Genomic DNA, 20,117 nt, shown 5'->3' with positions numbered 1-20,117 from the left:
GCGCTGGAAAAATTCCCTGAGCATGCTAACTGACAGTTATGTCAGCAAGGCCTTTCCAATTCCCGATTACGGTCGTCCCCGAGGACATCGATTTTATGGGACATGTGAACAATGCCCGTTATCTAAATTGGGTTCAGGATGCAGTTCTTGCCCATTGGCAGAAAGTGGCCCCTGCAGAGGAGGTGGCGGCAAAGGCTTGGGTCGCTTTGAAGCACGAAATCACTTACCGAAAGCCCGCGTTCCTAGAGGATGATGTGATCGCTCAAACAGTGCTTGAGCGCTATAATGGCGCGCGTGCATTCTATCGCACAGTGATTAGCCGAGGCGAAGATGTTCTTGCCGAAGTGCAATCGAGCTGGTGCTGTATCGATGCCAAGACCCTTCGCCCGGCACGCATTGGCGAACATCTGCGCGAGTTCTTCTTCGCCGAAGACTAAGCGAACTTGCGCTTTGCGCGGCCCTTTCGAGCGCCTATACGCAGCCAAGTGCTCGAACAAAGCGTATCTATCGGCATGACGCCAGCATCCTTTTCTTTGCCCTCACGAGGCGTGCAAGGAGCCGTGGGTCTGGTCTTGGGCGCTCTTATCGCAGGCAGCTGGCTGGGCATTCACGCCTATGCGATGTTTGTGTTTGAGCTTTCCTGGCAAAACCTGCCCTTCGCAGTCGCAATGGCTGTTGTGCAGTGTTGGCTATCCGTGGGCGTGTTTATCGTTTGCCATGATGCGATGCATGGGACGCTCGTGCCGGCGAACCCAAAGGTTGGCGCCGGGATCGCGACGGTTCTCTTGTTCCTCTATGCAGGGTTTGGGTGGAAGACCTTAAGAGATGCTCACCACACCCATCACCGGCTTGCAGGACACAAAGGTGACCCGGATTTCGACGAGAACAATCCCAGCCATTTCGCCAAATGGTATTGGACATTCTTCAAGCGCTATTTTGGCTGGCAGTCGCTTGTTTTCGTGCACACCGTAGTCGGGATTTATTGGCTCGTGATCGGCATCCCTATGGTCCAGATTGTGCTCCTTTATGGAGCGCCAGCGCTGCTTTCCTCGCTCCAGCTCTTTTACTTCGGCACCTATCGCACCCATGCCCACCTCGACGGTAAGTCGTTTGCCGATGACCATAATGCGCGCAGCGACACATTCGGGACGCTGCTAAGCCTCGCAACTTGCTTCCATTTCGGCTATCACCTTGAACATCACCGCAGGCCTGATGTGCCATGGTGGGCGCTTCCGATGGCCCGGCGTGCGGGTGTTGGACACGATGTAAGAGAAGGGGCAAGCTCACGATGAGCTGGACAGCTGCAATTGCAACCACGCTTGGCGCGCTCATCTTTATGGAGTTCTTTGCCTGGTGGGCGCACAAATATGTGATGCATGGATGGGGCTGGGGCTGGCACCGCGACCATCATGAGCCGCACGACAACACCTTTGAGAAAAACGACCTTTACGCCACTGTCTTTGGCACCATCAACGCGTGCATGTATATCTTTGGATCACTTTATTGGGAGTGGCTGTGGTGGGCTGCGCTGGGCGTTAATCTTTACGGCGTTGTCTATGCGATTGTGCATGATGGCCTGGTGCATCAACGCTTCTTCAAATGGGTTCCTAAAAAGGGGTATGCCAAGCGGCTGGTTCAAGCCCACAAGCTGCACCATGCGACTATCGGTAAAGAAGGCGGGGTAAGCTTCGGCTTTGTCATCGCCCGCGACCCGGCAAAGCTGAAGGCGGAGCTCAAAGAACAGGCAAAGTCGGGCGTTGCGGTTGTGCGCGAAAGTGCCGCTGCGCGCGAGGATAGCGCTAACCGGATCACCACGTTGAACTAACCCTTGGCGCTATTCAGCGCGGGTTGCGATCCAGCCGCCGATGAAGACCAGCGCGCCAATCGAAAACCACACCCATGGCTCACCAATTGTTAAATAGGTGAAGGCGACGCCTGCAATGAGCGTCAAAATCGCAGCGACCTTGGCGTCTCGCGAGATGGCTCGGCGTTCTCGCCATTCAACGATTTGCGGGCCCCACCTTGGGTGCTCGATGATCTTGCGCTCCCATTCTTCATTGCTGCGCGCAAAACAGTAGGTGGCAAGCAAGAGGAAAGGCACGGTTGGAAGGAGCGGAAGGACTGCGCCAACCGCGCCCAATATGACGCAAGCGATCCCGCAAGCGAGGTAGAACCCTCGCACGCGGCCTATCCTGCAGCAGCAAGCCGGGCGGCGTGCTCTTTCACAAGAGCGATCATATTGGGGACGCCTTGCGTACGATTGCTCGAAAGTTGGCTTTTTAAATTAAAGGGATCCAGTGCGCCCATTACATCCATGCTCGCCACTGCCTGCGCAGGCTTATCCTGGACAGCTGCGATAACCAAAGCGACAATGCCCTTTGTAATTGCGGCATTGCTATCGGCAAGGAAGTGAAGCGTGTCGGTTTGTTCGGTAGGGTAGACCCACACCGCAGCCGAACACCCGCGCACCAATGTCGCATCGGTCTTAAGAGCATCAGGCATCGCCTCCAGCTCTCGGCCAAGTTCGATTAGCAAAGCGTAGCGCTCATCGCCTTCGAGGAATTCGTACTCTTCTAGGATGTCTTCAAGGGATCGCATGGGTTGCCATTTAGGAGCCGAGCGCCCTTAGGGGAAGGGCTTTCAGCCAACCGCTTCCTAAAGCTCAACTCCGCTGGCGATCGCCTCAAGCTTTTTGATGCGCTCTTTCATATCGGCAAGCTCGATACGGGCCGCGCCAGCTGCTGCTCCGCCTTCGATTTCCGGCGCCTCAAGGCTTTTTCGCGAAGCCGTGCGGTCAAGTTCCTGGCGCTTGAGTTCGAGCCAGCCTTGCCAAGCGCGAAGCAATGCGAAGGCGACAACGCATATCCCAACAAGACAGGCAGCGGTGATAACAAGAGTGGGGTCCATAATCATTTGCTCTGCTCCTTCTCATTGAGGGAAGAGGGGAGGGGAATGCCTGCGTCTGCTTTTGTCTCATCGGGCGCGCGAAGGGCCTCGATCTCAGCGGCGACCCGTGCACGTTCGCGCGCGTCCATGGTGTTGTTGTCAGTTGCAATGCGTTCAAGGACGTGAAGGCGTTCTTTCAACTGCTTCATCTCTCCGCGAATTTCCTCGGTTTCCACTTTGGAAACTGCGTCCTCGCGCCCGATAAAGGTCTCATTGCCGTCTTCGTCCGAGATGATTCCAGCCCTCGCCTTTGCCATCTGGACAATGCCCCAAACAACAATGGCAACAACAGCAACGATGGCCCATCCGCTCATCTTTGGGTCTCCTTAATCGATACCGGGGTTTGCGTGCGCAGGCCCTCAATCTCTTCGGCAAGGTCAATTGAACGGTCCGTTGCAATCCTCTCGAGCACCTGGACGCGTTCCTCAAGATCGAAGCCAGATACCTGATCCACAGCGCGGCGGTTCTTAGAAGTGCGGGCCCAGCGCATGGCACAATATACAGCGCCACCTGTGACCGCTGCCACAATTACCGAGATTTGAATGGCGTCAAACATCAAGGCGGTGTCAGGTCCAAACATCAGCCTCTTTCCTTCTGGCGGCGTTCATACACGTCAAGGCGCAAAGCCTCGATCTCATCGGAAAGCAGCGTGCCCTTGTCGGTCGCCAGTCTCTCAAGCACAGCCAAGCGATCTTCGATCATCTGAGTACGCTCATCAATATGTTTGGAATGCGCGTTATTCGTATCAGAACCTCGGGCACGCGCGTCTTTTTCAAGATAATAGGCGGTTGCCTTTGAAATGATCCCGTTCACCGACAGACCGATGATCGCAAGCATCACGATGATCGCAGGGAAAATGATGAGAAGATCGCTGTCCATTATGCGTTTCCTGCATCCTTCTGGTGCTCAAGCGAGCGCAGGTTGTCGATCTCCGAGGAGAGCTGATAGCTGCCATCGGTCACGATCCGCTCCACATTGGCGAGCCGATCTTTGACCGAGCCGATCTCTGCGCGAAGTTCGGCGTTTTCCTGGGTGAGCAAGGTGACGCGCTGTTTCGCTTCGTGGTCAGTGACAGGCTTAATCGATTGACCCCATGCACCTTCCAGAGGGTAGCCGTGCTGGATCCTAAGACGTGTGGTGTAAATCCACCCGAGCACGCCGGCTCCTCCAACCGCAAGAGCACCGCCGATAATCCAGGGGAGGTTAGGTACAATAACCGCTGCTGCGTCGACGCTCATGACTGTTTCTCTTTCGTATTCAGGTTAAGGGGGATGCCGCTGTCACTCTTGGCAGGCGCATCGCGAAGGGCTTCGATCTCATCGGCAAGGCCATAGCCTTTGTCGGTCACGATTTTTTCGAGCACCACCATCCGGTCCTGCATTTGGTCGAGCTTGGAATTGAGATCAGCATTTTCGGCCTTGAGGCGCTTTGTCTCTTCGCTATCGCGCTTGGCCGTTTTGCCGCCCCATTCATCTTCAAGATCATAGCCGTGCTTGGCTCTGATCAAGTTGTTGAGGAGCCAGCCACCCATGCTGACAGCGATAATGGCGAGAACAAATCCAGGTCCGCCCCAATCCATCACGCTTTCTCCTTGGTTCCAATGTTGAGGGGGGTGCCGGTATCCTCTGCCTCTACCTCACGAATGTCGCGAAGCGCTTCAATCTGTGTCGCCACATCATAGCCACGGTCGGTCACGATGCGTTCGAGCACTTGGACGCGGTCTTCCAACTTTGAGACCTGCGCTGCATATTGCGCGGCTTTTTCTGCGGTCGCATCGGCAGTGCTCTTGCTGTGAATAACGGCAAGCTTCTGTTGGTGCTTTGCCCAAATGGCGACCACCGGAATGGTGCAGCCAAAGACAATGCCCATAATTGGGATCATTATAGGATCCATGGGTTGCCCCCCTTCTTGAGTGTGATTAGCGCAGCTGCTCGATTTCCTGAGTCAGGCGCGGGTTGTTGCTGACGTAGTAGCTCTCGACATCGGCGAGACGCCGGTCGATGTCGCGGAAACGGGCGCGGATTTCGCGGGCCGTGCGCTGCGGGCTTTGACGAACACGCTGCCAATAGACCTCTTCCTGATCATCGCGGTAAAGGTGTGGCGGCTTCTTTTGAAGGATCAGACCCATCGCAATGTAGACAACAAGCGCCAGTGGACCCAGTGCAAAGATCGTAAGCGCGACCACGCCCAGGCGGATCCAGAACGCATCGATCCCGGTGTAATCCGCAATCCCAGCGCAAACGCCCATTAGTTTGGCATTGTGCTTATCGCGATAAAGCGAAGTGCGGCTGTTCATGATTGGGCTCCTTTTTTCTCTGCGATAAGCTGTTCAAGCTCACGCAATTGCTGGTTGTCGGTTTCCTGGTCCGCCTGAAGGCGTTTGACCGGAGTAAATGCGGGGTCGTCGGTCGCAACAAGGCGCTCAACGGTGTCCATGCGCTCATCGAGGCGCTTTGCGAGGTTGTAGAGCTCCTCCAAAAGCACCTCATCATCAGAGGTGATGGTGGCGGCGGTTTTCCATTTGGTGACGTAGTGGAGGATCACCCATGGAAGGCCGATGAACAGCATTCCCACGATCATCAAGGCAATGATTTCGTCCGGCATTTCTCAAAATTCCCTGTCCGTCTAAGGTGACCCTAACGCGGGCCCATTATTCAATCATCTGCGCCGGGTTTACCGAGCAGTTTCTTCATTTCTTCAAGCTCGTCGTCGATGGCGTCTTGGCCTTCGAGCGCGGCAATTTCGTCCGACAGCGAAGGCGGCCCTTCATTGCCAATTGCAATCGCATCGGCGCGGCCTTCCGCATAATCGACGCGGCGTTCCATCTGATCAAACTTGCTCAGCGCGTCGTCGGTGCGCTCAGTGCTCATCAGCGAGCGCAGCTTCACGCGGTTTTCAGCACTCTCAAGGCGCGCCGCTATTTGCGTTTGACGGCTGCGTGCCTCGCGAAGGCGATGCTGCAGCTTTTGAATATCCTGTTCATAAGCCCTGAGGGCATCATCGAGCACGGCGATCTCTTCTTTAAGCTGATCAGCCATGCCGACCGCTTTCTTCTTCTCCACCAGAGCCGCGCGCGCCAAATCTTCACGGTCTTTCGACAAAGCGAGCTGTGCTTTGTCCGCCCAATCAGCCTGAAGCCGGTCGAGCTTCACCACATGGCGGTGCATCTCTTTTTGGTCGGCAATCGTCCGCGCAGCAGAGGCGCGCACTTCGACCAGCGTCTCCTCCATCTCGAGGATGATCATGCGGATCATCTTTTGCGGGTCGTCCGCTTTGTCGAGCATATCGGTGAAGTTTGCAGCGATAATATCTCTGGTGCGGCTGAAAATGCCCATGAAGGCTACTCCATCAAGAAACGGGTTTGTTTTGTTCTGCGCTTCCGAGTCGTTCTCGTAATGCGGTCTTGTTAGACTTTGCGTCGGAGTAGGGCTCCTGCGCAAGGCCTCGATTTCCGCATCAAGGCGAGAGGCATTCTTCTTTCCGATAGAGGGGCCGATAGAGGGGCCGATAGAGGGGTGGGCCGAAGCGCTGCTTGAAGTCTCGTCACGTGTCGGGGAAAGCACGTCGTCGAATACGGCATCAAGGATGTCGTCATCAACCGGACTTGGGGCAGGCTTTAGGGGAGAAGCCGTTTTGTCGGCCCTTCCGGCAGACTTATTGGCGTGCTCCGGCCCTTGGGGAAGAAGATCGTCTCGTTTGGTCACGAACAAGCGGCCTTACGCCATCTCAACCAGAACAGCGGCTGTGCCAGCAGGCTGAGCAAAATTCGCATCCTGAGCAACCATATTCATTTGAGTGGTGAGGGCGATCATCGCCGTTGTGGCAACGATGCTAGCCAAAGAGGCTTGACCAAGTTTGGTTTGGAAGAAAGCTTTGGTGTACATTTTTTAGATCCCCGAAGGTGTGTTTCAGTGTTGCCAAATGCATTGCAGGGCGTGTGCCAAAGTGCACAAGCATATGATAAATAGACACTTTCACCTAAACCCCCAATTTTACATATGGCGACTATTGCCAAGCATTGGGAAAATTTCCTATATCTTGGGTGTAAAGCCCGAATGGCTGATTTGGTAAGGGAATAGAGTGGAGCGCGAGAACCAGTTTATCGGCCAGTCTGGCGCATTCCTCGACGCGGTTGAGCGTGCTTCAAGGGCCGCTCCAATGCAGCGCCCGGTTTTGGTTATCGGAGAGCGCGGGACGGGCAAAGAGCTCATCGCTGAACGTCTTCATCGCCTGTCCAACCGCTGGGATGAGCCGCTCGTCACCATGAACTGTGCAGCGCTTCCTGAAACGCTTATTGAGGCGGAGCTCTTTGGTCATGAGGCCGGGGCCTTTACAGGCGCCACCAAAGCGCGCGCGGGACGTTTCGAGGAAGCTGACAAAGGCACGCTTTTTCTGGATGAACTCGGCACGCTTTCGATGGGTGCCCAGGAAAGGCTTCTGAGAGCGGTGGAATATGGCGAAGTCACCCGCATTGGCTCTTCTCGCCCCGTCCGGGTGGATGTGAGGATCGTGGCAGCGACCAATGACGACCTTCCAGCGCTTGCCAAAAGCGGTGAGTTCCGTGCCGATTTGCTCGATCGTTTGAGCTTTGAGGTGATCACCTTGCCACCTTTGAGAGTGCGTGATGGGGATGTGATGGTGCTCGCTGAATATTTCGCACGGCGCATGTCGAGTGAGCTGCACTGGCACGGTTGGCCCGGATTTGCGCCCCATGTGATGGAGCAGCTCGAGAACTATGAGTGGCCCGGCAATGTCCGCGAACTTCGCAATGTAGTGGAACGCGCAGTCTATCGCTGGGATGACCCCGAACGCGCAATTTCCCACGTACAGTTCGACCCTTTTGAAAGCCCGTGGAAACCTGCAAGCCCCTCGCATCGCCGCTCCGATAGCGCCGCTGCGGCGGTCGCCACCGGTGCCGGGACAGTGACCGCGACCAAGGGCGCGCACTGGCGACCAACTGGAAAAGGTTGATGACCTACGCGCGGCTGTCGATGCGCATGAACGCGCGATCCTTGAGCATGCCCTTGGCAAACATCGCTGGAACCAGCGCCAGACAGCGAAGGCGCTGGGCCTAAGCTATGACCAATTGCGCCATGCGATCAAAAAACACGGTCTAATGGAAGGCCAAGAGTAGCGGTCCGCAAAATCCAGACCTTAAGCGCTTGATCCTAAGGCTATAATTTCACTCAAAAGGCCCGCTAGCCTTTACAAGTCATTTACAACTCTAAGCTACACCCGGCCCTTCATAGGGTTACTATCGGGTAACTCCGGTTCGATTGAGGGAAGCGGATATGCAGTTGCTTGTCGACATGGTGGACAGGTTCACAGGGTTGGTGCGGTTTGCGATAGGCGGCGTTCTTCTTGTGGGCTTTGCTCTTACTCTCATTCTCACTGCTGGTGCGTCCTATGTGGCACCCAAAGTTGCCGAAGATTACGGAGAGCGTGCATCGCAATTGGGCGAACGTGCACTCGAAGAAGCGCGTCAGGCGCAGCGCGACCAAGAACTTGCCCGAGACGGCTGGGGATATGGCAGCGCAGATAGCACCGCTGGCAACCGCAAGGATCAATACCGATCGCGCGATGATCGTTCGGGCGGCAATGATTGGGGCGATGATGCCCGGTAAAGGTGATGGCCGGTAAAGATGGTGCCTATTAAAGAGGGTGCCGGTGAATGGGTATGAGCGTGCAGCGGAGTGTGTGGCATGGCTAGCCTCGTAGAGGACGACTTTGAAAGCGATTTCCAGAAGGCAAAACGCGCCGCGCCGCGCCTCCCCCTTAGTTTGCCGGGCACATTTATTTCGACCATCGGCAATCCAAGGATAATCGTAACCAATCTTTCTCGCACAGGCGTGCTTTTTGCGATCCTTGAGCCTGTCAAACCCGAAAGTGCCGGGTTTTTAAGATGTGGTCCCATCGACCATTTCGTGATTGTCAAACGGCGAGGCGTTGGCCTTAACGCTGCTGTGTTCGAAATTCCGGTGTCCGACACATTCGTCGCTCAAGTTCGCCAATATCAAAAAAACTTTGCCGTCAAAGAGCTTGCCGAGATGCGCGCCACTGCGCAGGCGTGGGCAGGAATGAACGGCTAATATTTGCGATTGAATTTGGCGCGGCGCAACTCTGGCATTACTCCTAGCTGCGATCCTGCACCCCCAACTTAGGTATTGATACCTAGTCTGGTATTTCCCGAGATTTGACCACGCGGCTTTAACACTCATTAGCCATGAGCGCTGCACGTCCCTTGTTTTCAAGCCCTTTGCGAGGTTCCAACGAACCTTCGCGCGCGCGCGATCTTCGGCAACGCACTTTAAGAACTCAGCTAAACCAGGTTTCTGGCGTACCAGAGCAAGAGACCCCCTTTCCCATCGGACGGCGCGGCTCACCACGGTTGCGGCTATCGCTTCCGGCAAAGCTGGTATCGCTTTATGGCAGCCATCGCTGCATTTTGATCGATCTGTCACGCACCGGGGCTCAGGTTGGATTGGAAAAAACTCTCGACATGAACGAAACAGCTTTCCTGCAGATCGCAGGCCTTGAGCTGTTTTGCGAAGTCGTGCGCACAGCCCAAGGGCCCAGCGGCGGCGTCAACGGTCTGCTGTTCGACCCGCCGCTTGCAGATCAAGATGTCCTCGATATGCGGACTTTTGGCGATTCCTATCAGCCTGACGACCTTAAAGGTCTTCGCGCTGAGGTGAAGGACTGGGTCAACGGCGTCATTTAAGGCTTTGCATAAGGCTTTGTTCGAGCAAGCAGGGATTTGTATTAGGCCCCTTGCCAAAGCACCAGAATAAGCCTAACTCGCACTCATCCCGACATTGTCGAACACAACAAGGGCTGGCGCCGCAAGGGGCCGGCACGAAACGACTTTGTCTCAATCGAATAGTATATTGTCTCAAACGAAGAGTATCGCGCCGACCCAATGACCGATATCGCCCGCCTTTCCGCATTGATCGAACCCGAAGCGCAAGCTTTGGGTTTTGAGCTGGTGCGCGTGGCGATGATGCCATCTGAGGCAGGGGACGGCGGCGAAGCACTTCAAATTATGGCAGAGGACCCTGCAACGGGGCAGCTGGTGATTGAGCAATGCGCAGCGCTCTCGCGCCGTGTGTCCGATATGATGGACGCGCGCGAGGAGGCTGGCGAGCTTTTGATCGAAGGCGCGTATCATCTTGAGGTGTCTTCGCCCGGTATCGACCGTCCGCTGACCCGCGAAAAAGACTTTACCAATTGGGCAGGTCATGAGGCGCGCATTGTGATGAATAAAGATTGGTCTGGGGGCCGGTCTGGCGAAGCGACAAGCAAACGCGTATTTAAAGGTGAGCTAAACGGCATTGATGCTGGTATGGTGGCGCTTACCGACTCCAAGACGGGCGAGGTCGCTCTCCCGCAAGACGAAATTCACAGTGCAAAGCTGGTCCTTACTGACAAGCTGATCGCTGCGACAAAGCCGATCGACGCCTCGGGCGCTGACGAAATCGAAGAAGAAACCAAAGAGAAGGCAGACGACTGATGAGTGCTATTTCCGCCAATAAGGCAGAATTGCTCGCAATCGCGAACTCCGTTGCGTCGGAAAAGATGATCGACAAATCCATCGTGATCGAAGCGATGGAAGAGGCGATCCAAAAGAGCGCGCGTAACCGCTATGGTGCTGAGAATGATATCCGCGCAAAGCTTGATCCCGTAACTGGCGATCTGACGCTTTGGCGTGTGGTTGAGGTTGTTGAAGAGGTCGAGGACTACTTCAAGCAGGTGGACCTGAAGCAGGGTCAAAAGCTGCAAGAAGGTGCAAACCTTGGCGACTTTATTGTCGACCCGCTGCCCCCGGTTGATCTTGGCCGTATCGATGCGCAATCTGCAAAGCAGGTGATCTTCCAAAAGGTCCGCGATGCAGAGCGTGAGCGTCAGTTTGAAGAGTTCAAAGACCGCGCTGGCGAAGTTATCACTGGCGTCATCAAGTCGGTCGAATTTGGCCATGTGATCGTCAACCTTGGCCGCGCCGAAGGTGTGATCCGCCGCGACCAGCAAATCCCGCGTGAAGCAGCCCGTGTGGGTGAGCGTGTTCGCGCACTCATCACTAAGGTTGAACGTAACAATCGTGGGCCCCAAATCTTCCTTTCGCGCGCTGCGCCTGATTTCATGCGCAAGCTGTTCGCGCAGGAAGTGCCTGAGATTTACGACGGCATTATCGAGATCAAGGCCGCTGCCCGTGACCCGGGCTCACGCGCGAAGATCGGCGTGATCAGCCACGACAGCTCCATCGACCCAGTTGGTGCCTGTGTGGGTATGAAGGGTTCGCGCGTTCAAGCCGTGGTGCAAGAGCTCCAAGGCGAGAAGATCGACATCATCCCATGGTCCGACGACGCCGCGACCTTCATTGTGAATGCGCTCCAGCCTGCAACGGTTGCCCGTGTGGTTCTGGATGAAGACGATGGCCGTATCGAAGTGGTTGTTCCGGACGATCAACTCAGCCTTGCCATTGGTCGCCGTGGTCAAAACGTGCGTTTGGCGAGCCAGCTAACCGCGCAGCAGATCGACATCATGACCGAGGAAGAGGCTTCCGAGAAGCGCTCCAAGGAGTTCGCTGAACGTTCGAAAATGTTCGAAGAAGAGCTCGATGTTGATGAAACCCTCTCACAGCTTCTCGTGGCCGAAGGCTTCGCCGAGCTTGAGGAAGTCGCTTACGTTGAGCTTGCTGAACTCGCGTCCATCGAAGGGTTTGACGAGGAGCTCGCCGAGGAACTTCAAAGCCGCGCGCTCGAAGCGATCCAACGCGCTGAAGAAGCCCACCGCGCCACTCGCCGTGAACTAGGCGTGGAAGATGCGATTGCTGAACTGCCGCATCTCAGCGAAGCGATGCTGGTCACGCTTGGTAAGGCAGGGCTCAAGACGCTCGATGATGTTGCAGACCTTGCGACCGACGAACTGATCGCGAAGAAACGCGAAGCACCCAAGCGCCGCAACAACAACCCAGATGGCCCGCCCATGCGCCGTCCGCCACAGCGCGAACAGGACAAGGGCGGCGTTTTGGGTGAGTATGGCCTCACCGAAGAGCAGGGCAACGAAATCATTATGGCTGCCCGCGCACACTGGTTCGAAGATGAAGAACCAGTAGCCGAAGCCACAAGTCAGGAGGCCGCCGATGCGGACTCCCCACAATGAGTGCGTAAGCTCCGACACCACTGAAACGAGCACTCCCGGGAGCAATTCCGGGAGCCAGCGGTCCTGTGCGCCATCAAGCCCTGAGCGCAAATGCGTCCTATCGGGAGAGATTTTCCCGCGCGACGAACTCATCCGGCTTGCCATTTCGCCAGACGGCGAGGTGCTGCCCGACCCGCAAGGCAAGGCTCCTGGACGCGGCGCGTGGATTGCGCCTGACCGAGGCGCTCTTGAAACCGCCATGTCTGATGGCCACTTGAAGAAGGCGCTTCTTCGCGCGTTTAAGGGCGGTCCTACAGACGCAAGGCTTTCCTACAGCGACAATCTCGCGCAACAGATCGCGGATGCTCTTGTGCGCACCCTCTTGGATCGGCTCGGGCTTGAGCGTCGCGGTGGCAATATCGTGATGGGCTCTGCCAAGCTTGCCGAACACGCACGGTCTGGCCGCATCGCACTGCTTTTGCATGCCAGCGATAGCAGTGAGGATGGGCGCAAAAAGCTCGATCAGGCGTGGCGCGTGGGCACGGATCAAGAGGGAACAGGTGTGCGCGGAACAGTGTTGCCACTGGACCGCGATGCCCTCTCTGTGGCATTGGGCCGCGAAAATGTCGTGCATTTGGGGGTTTCGGCGCGGGCTGGGGTCTCTCAAACAAGCAAGACTGCCTCTGGCAGGGTTGGCCAAGCAGTCACACGCCTTTCGCGGTTTTTGGGGAATGATCCCCCGAGCTAGTCGCAGGACCGACACGACCAGCGCGTGGCATATCGCGCGAGATGATGAGATTTTTGAAGGACTTAAGTAGCAAGCATGAGCGACGAAGAGAAAAAACCAGCACGCAAACCACTCGGCCTGAAAAAGGCGGTGGACGCTGGCGAGGTCAAGCAGACCTTTAGCCACGGCCGCACCAATAAGGTGGCGGTCGAGGTGAAGCGTCGCCGCAAGCTTCTAAAGCCCGGCGAGACGCCCGCTCCTGCGCCAGAGCCTGCGCCCGCACCGGCCCCTGCGCCTGCACCAACGCCTGCTCCCGTAGCCAAAGCGCCTGCGCCCAAAAAGCCAGCGGCCTCGGACGAAACGCCGCAAGAGCGCGTCGCGCGGCTTCAGCGTGAGGCTGAGGAAGAGCGTCTGCGCATGGCGGAAGAAAACCGCAAACGCGACGATCAACGCGCCAAGCAGAATGCTGAGGAGGCCAAGAAGCGCGAAGAGGACAATCGCAAAGCTAAGGCAGAGGCCGAAGAGCGCGCCAAGCAAGAGGCGCAGGCTGCTGCTCAAGCCGAGGCAGAGGCCGCTGCGGCTCCTGAAGCAGCACCAGCTGCGCCCAAAGGCACACCCACGCCAGCTGCTCGCAAATTCACACCCGTTGCGCGTCCTGAGCCTAAGCGTCCTGAGAAGAAGGCTACGAAAAAGAAGGACGATAAGGGGGCTCAGCAACAGCCCGGTGGCGGCAAAGACAAACGTCGTTCTGGCAAGCTGACCGTTACCAAGGCTCTCAACGAGGACGAAGGCCGCCGTGCACGCAGCCTCGCCGCGCTCAAGCGCGCGAGGGAGAAAGAACGCCGCCTGCAAGGTGGTGGTTCAAATCAGCCGCGTGAAAAACAAGTGCGCGATGTCGTCGTGCCTGAAGCCATCACCGTTGGCGAACTTGCCAAACGGATGGGCGAAAAAGGCGCAGACCTCGTCAAAGAGCTGTTCAATCTTGATATGATGGTGACCGTCAACCAGACCATCGACCAAGACACAGCCGAACTGCTCGTTGAACAATTTGGCCACAATATTGAGAAGGTCTCAGAGGCCGATGTCGATATTCAGGTTGAAGAGGATGTTGATCCAGAAGAGACGCTGAAACCGCGTCCGCCGGTTGTGACCATTATGGGCCACGTCGACCACGGGAAAACCTCGCTGCTTGATGCTCTTCGCGGTGCCAATGTCACCAAAGGCGAAGCGGGCGGCATTACGCAGCACATCGGCTCGTACCAGATCACTACTAAAGACAAGCAGAAGATCACTTTCCTTGATACACCGGGCCACGCAGCCTTCACCGAGATGCGTCAGCGCGGTGCGAATGTGACCGATATCGTGGTGCTGGTGGTGGCAGCTGACGATGGCATCATGCCTCAAACGATTGAGGCGATTAAGCACACCAAAGCCGCCGGTGTTCCGATGATCGTTGCGATCAACAAGATGGATAAGCCAGAGGCGAACCCGGACAATGTGCGCAACCGTCTTCTCGAACACGAGGTGATCGTGGAGAAAATGTCGGGCGATGTGCAGGATGTTGAAATCTCTGCGATCAAGAAAACGGGTCTTGATGACCTTCTTGAGGCGATCAATGTTCAGGCCGAATTGCTTGAACTCAAAGCCCGCCCAGACCGCGATGCCGATGCAACCGTCATCGAAGCGCAGCTTGATAAGGGCCGTGGTCCTGTGGCGACCGTGCTTGTCACGCGCGGCACGTTGAAGCGCGGCGACACCTTTGTTGTTGGGACGCAGAGCGGGCGTGTGCGCGCTGTGGTCAATGACCAGGGCAAGCAGATCAAAGAGGCCGGGCCTTCCATGCCGGTCGAGGTCCTTGGCCTTGGCGGCGTTCCATCGGCAGGCGACCGTCTGACCGTGGTGGAGAATGAGCAGCGTGCGCGCGAAGTTGCGTCTTATCGTCAGGAGAAAGCGACCGAGAAACGTACCGCGCTTGCGCCAACCAGCTTCGATACGATGTTCAACAATCTGGCGTCGAACGTCATCGAATGGCCGGTTCTGGTCAAAGCCGACGTACAGGGCTCGGTTGAAGCGATCGTCAATTCGCTTCACTCGATCTCCACTGACGACATTAAAGCGCGCGTTCTGCACGCAGGTGTCGGTGCGATCACGGAAAGCGATGTGACACTGGCCGCCGCATCCAACGCGCCGATTGTCGGCTTTGGTGTTCGTCCGAACGCAAAAGCGCGCGAGCTGATCAAACGCGACGGCGTGCGGATGATGTATTACGATGTGATCTATCACCTCACCGAAGAAGTCGCGAAGGAAATGGCTGGCGAGCTTGGCCCAGAGCGGATCGAGACCGTTGTTGGCCGGGCGCAGGTCAAAGAGGTCTTCCGCTCAGGCAAGAAAGACAAGGCCGCAGGTCTCCTCGTCGAAGAGGGCGTTATTCGCAAAGGCCTGTTCGCGCGTCTCACCCGCGAAGATGTTATCGTCTCGGCGACCACCATTGCGTCATTGCGGCGCTTTAAGGACGACGTTGATGAGGTCCGCTCAGGCCTTGAATGCGGCGTGGTTCTGGAAGACACGAACGACATCAAACCGGGCGACCAGCTTGAAGTCTTCGAGGTTGAGCTTCGCGAGCGGACGCTGGAGGTTGGGTAAGAGATGCTTGGCTGGTTAATCTTGGTTGGCGTCTTCGCTGGATTTGCCCTGATTGGTTTGTATTACGAAAATCGCAGGCAAACAGACACGTTGGAGAGGATTGCTAAGGCTCTCGAGCGGCGGAACGCCGAAGACTGAAAGTAAGTTCTCCCCTCTCGCTTGCGGGAGGGGTTGGGGGTGGGGGCGCGTAGCGCTGGGCCGCGAGGCCCACCCCGCTGAGACTAGGCAGACAAGCTGCCAAGTCTCACTGCCCCTCCCGCAAGCGGGAGGGGATGAGGGGACCTAAATGACCGACGACGACAGCCGTTATATGAGCGATGAGCAAATCCGGGCACGCGAGGAAGCCAAGAAGCCTTGGTATAAGCGTGCCCGCGACGGCTGTTTGTCGGGCTGCACGATTGATCTCTTTGCAATCATCTTGGTGATCGGCGTGCCGACTTGGTGGCTCTTGTAAGGCGTTACGAATGACCGAAAAGTACATCCACCCAGAGGACGCGTACACCTCTCCGCACACCGCCCTCCTTGGCTCCCAATTCGTTGATTTCGATGCGGAAACCCAAACAGCAACCATGCATTTCACCGTGCGCCGCGAGATGATCACCCACCGCGGCGGCGTGCAGGGCGGGCTTGTCGCGGGCTATCTCGATGATGTGATGGGCTATGCCTATGTCGCCTCCACCAATGGCGCAATGGCACCGCTCAACCTTGAGATTTCGATGAGCCTTATCCGCCTCATCCCAGAAGGCCCGCTCATCGGCAAAGGCCGCGTGGTGAAGGGTGGCCGCAAGGTTATCATCCTCGAAGGTGAGCTTTTCTCTGAAGACGGCAAGCTGATGGCGCGCGCGACTTCGACCGCCATCCCCTCAGCCAGACCAAGCGCAACAAGTACCGGCATGGACCTTAAATGACACGTTACCTCGCCCTTCTTGGCTCGATCAATATCGGGGGCAACCGGGTGAAGATGGTCGATTTGAAAGCCGTTTTGACAAAAGAGGGGTTTAAGGACCTCGAAACCGTTGCTGCCAGCGGCAATGTGATCCTTACAGACGAGCGCGAGCCGTACCTCATCGAAATGCAGCTCGAGCAAATCCTCGCTGACCGATTTGGCTTTAACTCCTGCGTCATGGTGCGCACACAGCAGCAGGTTCAAGAGGCGGTCGAAGACAATCCCTTTTACGGCGTGGGTTCAGACAAGATGGTCCACTCCATCTTCTTGAGCGATCACCCACAACCGGGGCGCTTTGAAGACTTTTTTGAGGAACGCAAAAGCAAAGGCGATGAAACCCTCGCTCTGGGCGACCGGGTCCTTTACCTCAACTACGTTTACGGCGTCAGCAATTCGGACATCACCGGCAAGCTGCTCGAACGACGGTTGGGCGTGAAGGGAACCGCGCGCAATATGAACAGCCTCAACAACATCCTCAAGAAAATGGGCGGATGATGATCCCTATCACCCGCCCACACACAATGGAGCATTGAGGGGCGTATGCTCCTTGTACTTTGGGCTTAGTTGCGTGAGCGCGCGGCCACGTTGACCTTGCCAGCAAGAGCGGCGCGCGGACGCTGCTTTTTGGGCTCTTGCGTCTCAGTTTGACGAATTTCAGCCATCGGCGTTTTGTTCACTTTGAGGGTTGGAGCAGACAGGTTCGCCTCATGACGGCTTTCTGTGCCCGGTGTATTGATCCGGTGACCAGCGGTAGCAGCAGCAGGCGCAATGAGCGCGGCGGCAACGATAAGTGATGTGAGTGTTTTCATCGGGGGTTTCCTGCCAGTTGTTTTATGCTGCGCTCTATTTCAGATTGTGCGACGCATTCGCAATAGGCCGGTCGGCGTAGGCTAAATTGTAGGGCGGGGTGAACGCACAAGAAGTGCTCGCAGCGTGCGCATAGAGCCGCTAAGGGGGGGCATGGCTAAGCGACAAGACTTCACCGCAGAGCAGCAATCGGTCCGCGTTCTCAAAGTAGGCGAGCGCGTGCGCCATATCCTGTCAGAACTTCTTGCCCGGCAAGAGGTCCACGATGACGTGGTGAGCGCGTCCAACATCGCTGTGACCGAGGTGCGGATGACGCCGGACCTTCGCAATGCTACCGCTTATGTGAAGCCGCTATTGGGCAATGCAGAGGACGATGTGGTCAAGGCTCTGCGCCAGAACACTGCCTTCCTGCAACGCGAGGTTGCCAAACGCTTGGGCCTCAAATTCGCGCCAAAACTCAAGTTTCGCAAAGATGAAAGCTTTGCCGAAGCGGACCGGATTGAGATGCTTTTGCGCGATCCTAAAGTCGCGCGCGATCTGGACGACGATCTGGAAGACGCAGACTAAACCTTACTGAGGCACAATTCGCGCGCGCAGGCTGATATCGACCTTATTGCCAACGATCAGCTGGAAGCTTTTCATCCCGTAATTGCGCCTGTCAATCTTGGCCGTCGCGGTGAAATTGATCGGGGCGTTGGCGCCTGCAGTCAAAGGATTGCGGTCAAACTTGACCTTCAACGTCTGATCGCGGGTCACACCGCGCGCCGTCAGTCTGCCCGTCATTGAGCCTTCGGTAGCGCTTGTCATTTTGAGCGCGCGGCCTTTGAAACGGATCGAGGGGTATTGCTCGACCCAGAAGAATTTCTCGCCTTTCAACCGGTTTAAAGTGACCGTGTCCGGCGCAGTAATTGCGGTTGCATCCCAAGTGACGTCAATCTCTGTCTTGGCAGGATCATTGCCCACAATCGTCGCTGTCCCGCGCACCTTGGGGAAGGTCGCGGTTTTGCTGGAGAGGCCAAAAAAGGGGACTTTGGCGCTCAGGAGCGAATTGCTCTGATCGATGCGGTAATTGACCGGTGCATCCGCATTGGCCACCAGAAAAGCAGCAAACAGCGGAAGCAGCATTAAGCGTCGTAGAAGGGGGATCATTGTAAGCTCTCCTTACCCCTTAGTACCCCCAAAGCGCCAAAAAGGTTTCATCCACTTGCCAAGGGAAGCGAATATCCCACGGGCGCATCCGGTCCAAGCGGTATGCCCAGGTAGAACCAGATGACGATGAGCACGGTCCCTGAAATCAACAGCCAGACCGAATAAGGGAGCATAATTGCAGTAAGGCTTCCCAGACCAAAACTGGGCACCCAGCGCTGTGCAAAGATCAGGATCAGCGGGAAGTACACCATCAGCGGGGTGATGATGTTGGTTGCACTGTCACCCACACGATAAGCCGCCGTTGCCCCTTCAGGGCTGATCCCAAGCAGCATAAGCATCGGCACAAGGATGGGCGCGAGCAGAGCCCATTTGGCGCTCGCCGATCCTACAAACAGGTTTAGGATCCCTGCAAAGATCACCATGAGACCAAGAACAATCGGAAGGGGCAGACCGGTCGCCTTGATCGCATCTGCACCGTGGACCGCTGTGATAAGGCCAAGGTTCGACCACGCGAACATTGCGACAAAGTGCGCAGCGGCAAAGGCAAGGACGAGGTAGTAACCCATGTCCTTCATTGCCTCTGTCATCATCGCGACCAAATCGCGGTGATTTTTGATTGTGCCAACGGCCCGGCCGTAAGCCCAGCCGCAAGCGAGGAAGAGAACAAAAAACGCCGCCACCAAGGACTGATAAAATGGGCGTAGTTCCCCATGGATCGAGCAATCTGGAATGCGCTGACCTGCCTCATTCAAGCAGGCGGCTTCGTTGATCAAAGGCGTTCCGGGGGCAAATACCATGATGGCCCAAAGAACCACGACGCCTAGCGCTGCGAGCCCTGCGTTACGAAGTCCGCGTCCGGCGTTCTCGGGCGAAACCTCCTCAAGCGCGCTGTCCGTGTCACTTGCCCCGAGGGATGCACCACCAGTCCATGGACCAAGCTTGGGTTCGATAATTTTGTCTGTCACGTACCAAATGATCGGCAGGAACAGGAATGTCATTGCTGCGATAAAATACCAATTGCCTGCAAGGTTGGCGCTCCAGCTGGCGTCAAGGCCGCTTGCAGCGACAGCTTCCTCGGTGATGCCGAAAAGCAGCGCATCGAGTTGTCCGGGGGATATATTGGCCGAGAAGCCGCCAGAAACGCCGGCAAACGCAGCGGCAATGCCGGCAAGCGGGTGACGGCCTGCTGCTGCAAACAGAATGCCAGCCAGCGGGATCAGCACAACATAACCGGCATCGGCTGCGTGGTTGCCGATCATCGCAACCAGAGCCACGACCGGCGTGAGCAAAGCTTTGGGCGCACTTCGCACCGCGCTTGACATGCCAGCGGCAAAGAAGCCGGAACGTTCAGCTACGCCAGCTCCCAGCATCACTACAAGGACATATCCCAACGGGTGGAAGTGCGTGAAGGTCTTGGGCATCTCGACCCAGAGCCGCTGGATGTTTTCAGGCGAGAGCAGGCTCACTGCAGTTTCAATTTTAGGATCGCCCGCTTCATCCAGTTTGGTGGGGTGAACGGCTGAAAGGCCTGAAAGATCGGCGATGACAGAAATCGCCATCAGAGCGATGATCAAATAGAAGAACAAGAACACCGGATCAGGCAGTTTATTGCCAGACCGTTCCACCCAGCCAAGAATACCGGTCATGCCCTGTGGTTGATTGGTCGCGTCGGCGGACGAAGCCATATGTCTGATCCTGCGTTGTTTGGTTCTAACCCGATTTGGCAAACTGCTAGCATTGCTGATGCGTGCTGTCAGGGGG

Annotated in this window: 31 protein-coding genes and 1 pseudogene; 16 read left to right on the top strand and 16 right to left on the bottom strand. The window is 56.5% G+C overall.

The genetic code is table 11. The features are described 5' to 3' along the window. Window positions 1–38 precede the first annotated feature (38 nt). The 3 genes from AC0V61_RS03840 (at window position 39) to AC0V61_RS03830 (ending at window position 1,825) form a co-directional block, all read left to right on the top strand. Complete coding sequence (locus AC0V61_RS03840) at window positions 39–437, top strand: acyl-CoA thioesterase (protein ID WP_486155954.1); 399 nt, start codon at window positions 39–41, stop codon at window positions 435–437. A 75-nt stretch (window positions 438–512) separates the two neighbouring features. Next, window positions 513–1,292 (top strand): fatty acid desaturase, encoded by a 780-nt coding sequence (locus AC0V61_RS03835; RefSeq protein ID WP_486155953.1) that lies wholly within the window; start codon window positions 513–515, stop codon window positions 1,290–1,292. Then, complete coding sequence (locus AC0V61_RS03830) at window positions 1,289–1,825, top strand: sterol desaturase family protein (protein WP_486155952.1); 537 nt, start codon at window positions 1,289–1,291, stop codon at window positions 1,823–1,825. The genes AC0V61_RS03835 and AC0V61_RS03830 overlap by 4 nt, the downstream gene beginning before the upstream one ends. Before the next feature lie 9 nt (window positions 1,826–1,834). Here AC0V61_RS03830 and AC0V61_RS03825 read toward each other — a convergent pair whose 3' ends face one another. The 13 genes from AC0V61_RS03825 to AC0V61_RS03765 form a co-directional block, all read right to left on the bottom strand. Next, window positions 1,835–2,182 carry a YbaN family protein gene (locus tag AC0V61_RS03825; RefSeq protein ID WP_486155951.1) on the bottom strand — a complete coding sequence of 116 codons (348 nt, stop codon included), beginning with the start codon at window positions 2,180–2,182 and terminating at the stop codon, window positions 1,835–1,837. 5 nt (window positions 2,183–2,187) lie between these two features. Further along, window positions 2,188–2,598 (bottom strand): SufE family protein, encoded by a 411-nt coding sequence (locus AC0V61_RS03820; protein ID WP_486155950.1) that lies wholly within the window; start codon window positions 2,596–2,598, stop codon window positions 2,188–2,190. 57 nt (window positions 2,599–2,655) lie between these two features. Beyond that, complete coding sequence (locus tag AC0V61_RS03815) at window positions 2,656–2,910, bottom strand: hypothetical protein (protein ID WP_486159445.1); 255 nt, start codon at window positions 2,908–2,910, stop codon at window positions 2,656–2,658. Further along, complete coding sequence (locus AC0V61_RS03810; protein WP_486155949.1) at window positions 2,910–3,260, bottom strand: hypothetical protein; 351 nt, start codon at window positions 3,258–3,260, stop codon at window positions 2,910–2,912. The genes AC0V61_RS03815 and AC0V61_RS03810 overlap by 1 nt, the downstream gene beginning before the upstream one ends. Beyond that, window positions 3,257–3,526: a hypothetical protein gene (locus AC0V61_RS03805; RefSeq protein WP_486155948.1), complete on the bottom strand. Its 270-nt coding sequence runs from the start codon at window positions 3,524–3,526 to the stop codon at window positions 3,257–3,259. Before AC0V61_RS03805 ends, AC0V61_RS03810 begins: the two co-directional genes overlap by 4 nt. Beyond that, window positions 3,526–3,825 (bottom strand): hypothetical protein, encoded by a 300-nt coding sequence (locus AC0V61_RS03800; protein WP_486155947.1) that lies wholly within the window; start codon window positions 3,823–3,825, stop codon window positions 3,526–3,528. The genes AC0V61_RS03805 and AC0V61_RS03800 overlap by 1 nt, the downstream gene beginning before the upstream one ends. Then, window positions 3,825–4,184 (bottom strand): hypothetical protein, encoded by a 360-nt coding sequence (locus AC0V61_RS03795; RefSeq protein ID WP_486155946.1) that lies wholly within the window; start codon window positions 4,182–4,184, stop codon window positions 3,825–3,827. The genes AC0V61_RS03800 and AC0V61_RS03795 overlap by 1 nt, the downstream gene beginning before the upstream one ends. Then, window positions 4,181–4,525, bottom strand: coding sequence for a hypothetical protein (locus tag AC0V61_RS03790; protein WP_486155945.1), 345 nt, complete (start codon window positions 4,523–4,525; stop codon window positions 4,181–4,183). The genes AC0V61_RS03795 and AC0V61_RS03790 overlap by 4 nt, the downstream gene beginning before the upstream one ends. Continuing rightward, complete coding sequence (locus AC0V61_RS03785; RefSeq protein ID WP_486155944.1) at window positions 4,525–4,827, bottom strand: hypothetical protein; 303 nt, start codon at window positions 4,825–4,827, stop codon at window positions 4,525–4,527. Before AC0V61_RS03785 ends, AC0V61_RS03790 begins: the two co-directional genes overlap by 1 nt. A 37-nt stretch (window positions 4,828–4,864) precedes the next feature. Further along, entirely contained in the window at window positions 4,865–5,242 is a 378-nt protein-coding gene (gene pspC, locus AC0V61_RS03780; RefSeq protein ID WP_486155943.1) for an envelope stress response membrane protein PspC, read from the bottom strand. Continuing rightward, window positions 5,239–5,550: an envelope stress response membrane protein PspB gene (gene pspB / locus AC0V61_RS03775; RefSeq protein ID WP_486155942.1), complete on the bottom strand. Its 312-nt coding sequence runs from the start codon at window positions 5,548–5,550 to the stop codon at window positions 5,239–5,241. Before pspB ends, pspC begins: the two co-directional genes overlap by 4 nt. A 50-nt stretch (window positions 5,551–5,600) precedes the next feature. Beyond that, window positions 5,601–6,431 (bottom strand): phage shock protein PspA, encoded by an 831-nt coding sequence (gene pspA, locus AC0V61_RS03770; RefSeq protein ID WP_486159443.1) that lies wholly within the window; start codon window positions 6,429–6,431, stop codon window positions 5,601–5,603. A gap of 231 nt (window positions 6,432–6,662) precedes the next feature. Continuing rightward, entirely contained in the window at window positions 6,663–6,830 is a 168-nt protein-coding gene (locus AC0V61_RS03765; RefSeq protein WP_486155941.1) for a hypothetical protein, read from the bottom strand. Between the two features lie 196 nt (window positions 6,831–7,026). On the opposite strand from AC0V61_RS03765, the gene AC0V61_RS03760 reads away from it, so the two are divergent. The 12 genes and pseudogenes from AC0V61_RS03760 to AC0V61_RS03705 all read left to right on the top strand — a co-directional run bounded on the left by AC0V61_RS03760 (window position 7,027) and on the right by AC0V61_RS03705 (window position 16,895). After that, window positions 7,027–7,917 carry a sigma 54-interacting transcriptional regulator gene (locus AC0V61_RS03760; protein WP_486155940.1) on the top strand — a complete coding sequence of 297 codons (891 nt, stop codon included), beginning with the start codon at window positions 7,027–7,029 and terminating at the stop codon, window positions 7,915–7,917. After that, window positions 7,913–8,080: pseudogene (locus AC0V61_RS03755) on the top strand (helix-turn-helix domain-containing protein); the annotation flags it as partial. The gene AC0V61_RS03760 and the pseudogene AC0V61_RS03755, both read left to right, overlap by 5 nt. Before the next feature lie 157 nt (window positions 8,081–8,237). Further along, a complete protein-coding gene (locus AC0V61_RS03750; protein WP_486155939.1) occupies window positions 8,238–8,570 on the top strand; it encodes a hypothetical protein in 333 nt (110 codons plus the stop codon). Between the two features lie 78 nt (window positions 8,571–8,648). Continuing rightward, window positions 8,649–9,035, top strand: a complete 387-nt coding sequence (locus tag AC0V61_RS03745) for a hypothetical protein (protein ID WP_486155938.1) — start codon at window positions 8,649–8,651, stop codon at window positions 9,033–9,035. A 134-nt stretch (window positions 9,036–9,169) separates the two neighbouring features. Beyond that, the gene (locus tag AC0V61_RS03740) at window positions 9,170–9,667 is read left to right on the top strand and encodes a PilZ domain-containing protein (protein ID WP_486155937.1); all 498 of its coding nucleotides are present in this window, start codon (window positions 9,170–9,172) and stop codon (window positions 9,665–9,667) included. Between the two features lie 198 nt (window positions 9,668–9,865). After that, window positions 9,866–10,456: a ribosome maturation protein RimP gene (gene rimP / locus AC0V61_RS03735; RefSeq protein ID WP_486155936.1), complete on the top strand. Its 591-nt coding sequence runs from the start codon at window positions 9,866–9,868 to the stop codon at window positions 10,454–10,456. Next, on the top strand, window positions 10,453–12,105 hold the full coding sequence (nusA, locus tag AC0V61_RS03730) for a transcription termination factor NusA (RefSeq protein WP_486159441.1): 1,653 nt from the start codon (window positions 10,453–10,455) through the stop codon (window positions 12,103–12,105). Before rimP ends, nusA begins: the two co-directional genes overlap by 4 nt. Further along, window positions 12,086–12,832: a DUF448 domain-containing protein gene (locus AC0V61_RS03725; protein WP_486155935.1), complete on the top strand. Its 747-nt coding sequence runs from the start codon at window positions 12,086–12,088 to the stop codon at window positions 12,830–12,832. The genes nusA and AC0V61_RS03725 overlap by 20 nt, the downstream gene beginning before the upstream one ends. Before the next feature lie 75 nt (window positions 12,833–12,907). Beyond that, complete coding sequence (infB, locus tag AC0V61_RS03720) at window positions 12,908–15,454, top strand: translation initiation factor IF-2 (protein WP_486155934.1); 2,547 nt, start codon at window positions 12,908–12,910, stop codon at window positions 15,452–15,454. A 286-nt stretch (window positions 15,455–15,740) separates the two neighbouring features. Continuing rightward, window positions 15,741–15,908, top strand: coding sequence for a hypothetical protein (locus AC0V61_RS03715; RefSeq protein ID WP_486155933.1), 168 nt, complete (start codon window positions 15,741–15,743; stop codon window positions 15,906–15,908). A gap of 10 nt (window positions 15,909–15,918) precedes the next feature. Then, on the top strand, window positions 15,919–16,362 hold the full coding sequence (locus tag AC0V61_RS03710) for a PaaI family thioesterase (RefSeq protein WP_486155932.1): 444 nt from the start codon (window positions 15,919–15,921) through the stop codon (window positions 16,360–16,362). Next, window positions 16,359–16,895, top strand: coding sequence for a DUF1697 domain-containing protein (locus AC0V61_RS03705; RefSeq protein ID WP_486155931.1), 537 nt, complete (start codon window positions 16,359–16,361; stop codon window positions 16,893–16,895). Before AC0V61_RS03710 ends, AC0V61_RS03705 begins: the two co-directional genes overlap by 4 nt. A 65-nt stretch (window positions 16,896–16,960) precedes the next feature. Here the strand turns inward: AC0V61_RS03705 and AC0V61_RS03700 are convergent, their stop codons facing one another. Beyond that, window positions 16,961–17,209 carry a hypothetical protein gene (locus tag AC0V61_RS03700; protein ID WP_486155930.1) on the bottom strand — a complete coding sequence of 83 codons (249 nt, stop codon included), beginning with the start codon at window positions 17,207–17,209 and terminating at the stop codon, window positions 16,961–16,963. A gap of 151 nt (window positions 17,210–17,360) precedes the next feature. Here AC0V61_RS03700 and rbfA point away from each other — a divergent pair, with 151 nt between their 5' ends. After that, window positions 17,361–17,774, top strand: coding sequence for a 30S ribosome-binding factor RbfA (rbfA, locus tag AC0V61_RS03695; RefSeq protein ID WP_486155929.1), 414 nt, complete (start codon window positions 17,361–17,363; stop codon window positions 17,772–17,774). Window positions 17,775–17,777: 3 nt separating this feature from the next. On the opposite strand, the gene AC0V61_RS03690 is transcribed toward rbfA, so the two are convergent. Both AC0V61_RS03690 and AC0V61_RS03685 read right to left on the bottom strand, forming a co-directional pair. Then, the gene (locus AC0V61_RS03690) at window positions 17,778–18,356 is read right to left on the bottom strand and encodes a YceI family protein (RefSeq protein ID WP_486155928.1); all 579 of its coding nucleotides are present in this window, start codon (window positions 18,354–18,356) and stop codon (window positions 17,778–17,780) included. Between the two features lie 47 nt (window positions 18,357–18,403). Then, window positions 18,404–20,041, bottom strand: coding sequence for an AbgT family transporter (locus AC0V61_RS03685; protein WP_486155927.1), 1,638 nt, complete (start codon window positions 20,039–20,041; stop codon window positions 18,404–18,406). Window positions 20,042–20,117 lie beyond the last annotated feature (76 nt).

It is taken from the genome of Erythrobacter sp. JB1-4 (assembly GCF_057365025.1).
The sequence above is the reverse complement of the archived record's forward strand: the minus strand, read 5'-3'. Positions and strand labels throughout refer to the sequence as shown.

Excerpts from the sequence above, each read along its gene's own strand:
- AC0V61_RS03840 (WP_486155954.1), top strand. The coding sequence starts at position 39 with ATGTCAGCAAGGCCTTTCCAATTCCCGATTACGGTCGTCCCCGAGGAC.
- AC0V61_RS03835 (WP_486155953.1), top strand. The coding sequence starts at position 513 with ATGACGCCAGCATCCTTTTCTTTGCCCTCACGAGGCGTGCAAGGAGCC.
- AC0V61_RS03830 (WP_486155952.1), top strand. The coding sequence starts at position 1,289 with ATGAGCTGGACAGCTGCAATTGCAACCACGCTTGGCGCGCTCATCTTT.
- AC0V61_RS03820 (WP_486155950.1), bottom strand. The coding sequence starts at position 2,598 with ATGCGATCCCTTGAAGACATCCTAGAAGAGTACGAATTCCTCGAAGGC.
- AC0V61_RS03810 (WP_486155949.1), bottom strand. The coding sequence starts at position 3,260 with ATGAGCGGATGGGCCATCGTTGCTGTTGTTGCCATTGTTGTTTGGGGC.
- AC0V61_RS03805 (WP_486155948.1), bottom strand. The coding sequence starts at position 3,526 with ATGTTTGGACCTGACACCGCCTTGATGTTTGACGCCATTCAAATCTCG.
- AC0V61_RS03800 (WP_486155947.1), bottom strand. The coding sequence starts at position 3,825 with ATGGACAGCGATCTTCTCATCATTTTCCCTGCGATCATCGTGATGCTT.
- AC0V61_RS03795 (WP_486155946.1), bottom strand. The coding sequence starts at position 4,184 with ATGAGCGTCGACGCAGCAGCGGTTATTGTACCTAACCTCCCCTGGATT.
- AC0V61_RS03790 (WP_486155945.1), bottom strand. The coding sequence starts at position 4,525 with ATGGATTGGGGCGGACCTGGATTTGTTCTCGCCATTATCGCTGTCAGC.
- AC0V61_RS03785 (WP_486155944.1), bottom strand. The coding sequence starts at position 4,827 with ATGATCCCAATTATGGGCATTGTCTTTGGCTGCACCATTCCGGTGGTC.
- pspC (WP_486155943.1), bottom strand. The coding sequence starts at position 5,242 with ATGAACAGCCGCACTTCGCTTTATCGCGATAAGCACAATGCCAAACTA.
- pspB (WP_486155942.1), bottom strand. The coding sequence starts at position 5,550 with ATGCCGGACGAAATCATTGCCTTGATGATCGTGGGAATGCTGTTCATC.
- AC0V61_RS03765 (WP_486155941.1), bottom strand. The coding sequence starts at position 6,830 with ATGTACACCAAAGCTTTCTTCCAAACCAAACTTGGTCAAGCCTCTTTG.
- AC0V61_RS03750 (WP_486155939.1), top strand. The coding sequence starts at position 8,238 with ATGCAGTTGCTTGTCGACATGGTGGACAGGTTCACAGGGTTGGTGCGG.
- AC0V61_RS03745 (WP_486155938.1), top strand. The coding sequence starts at position 8,649 with ATGGCTAGCCTCGTAGAGGACGACTTTGAAAGCGATTTCCAGAAGGCA.
- AC0V61_RS03740 (WP_486155937.1), top strand. The coding sequence starts at position 9,170 with ATGAGCGCTGCACGTCCCTTGTTTTCAAGCCCTTTGCGAGGTTCCAAC.
- rimP (WP_486155936.1), top strand. The coding sequence starts at position 9,866 with ATGACCGATATCGCCCGCCTTTCCGCATTGATCGAACCCGAAGCGCAA.
- AC0V61_RS03725 (WP_486155935.1), top strand. The coding sequence starts at position 12,086 with ATGCGGACTCCCCACAATGAGTGCGTAAGCTCCGACACCACTGAAACG.
- infB (WP_486155934.1), top strand. The coding sequence starts at position 12,908 with ATGAGCGACGAAGAGAAAAAACCAGCACGCAAACCACTCGGCCTGAAA.
- AC0V61_RS03715 (WP_486155933.1), top strand. The coding sequence starts at position 15,741 with ATGACCGACGACGACAGCCGTTATATGAGCGATGAGCAAATCCGGGCA.
- AC0V61_RS03710 (WP_486155932.1), top strand. The coding sequence starts at position 15,919 with ATGACCGAAAAGTACATCCACCCAGAGGACGCGTACACCTCTCCGCAC.
- AC0V61_RS03705 (WP_486155931.1), top strand. The coding sequence starts at position 16,359 with ATGACACGTTACCTCGCCCTTCTTGGCTCGATCAATATCGGGGGCAAC.
- AC0V61_RS03700 (WP_486155930.1), bottom strand. The coding sequence starts at position 17,209 with ATGAAAACACTCACATCACTTATCGTTGCCGCCGCGCTCATTGCGCCT.
- rbfA (WP_486155929.1), top strand. The coding sequence starts at position 17,361 with ATGGCTAAGCGACAAGACTTCACCGCAGAGCAGCAATCGGTCCGCGTT.
- AC0V61_RS03690 (WP_486155928.1), bottom strand. The coding sequence starts at position 18,356 with ATGATCCCCCTTCTACGACGCTTAATGCTGCTTCCGCTGTTTGCTGCT.
- AC0V61_RS03685 (WP_486155927.1), bottom strand. The coding sequence starts at position 20,041 with ATGGCTTCGTCCGCCGACGCGACCAATCAACCACAGGGCATGACCGGT.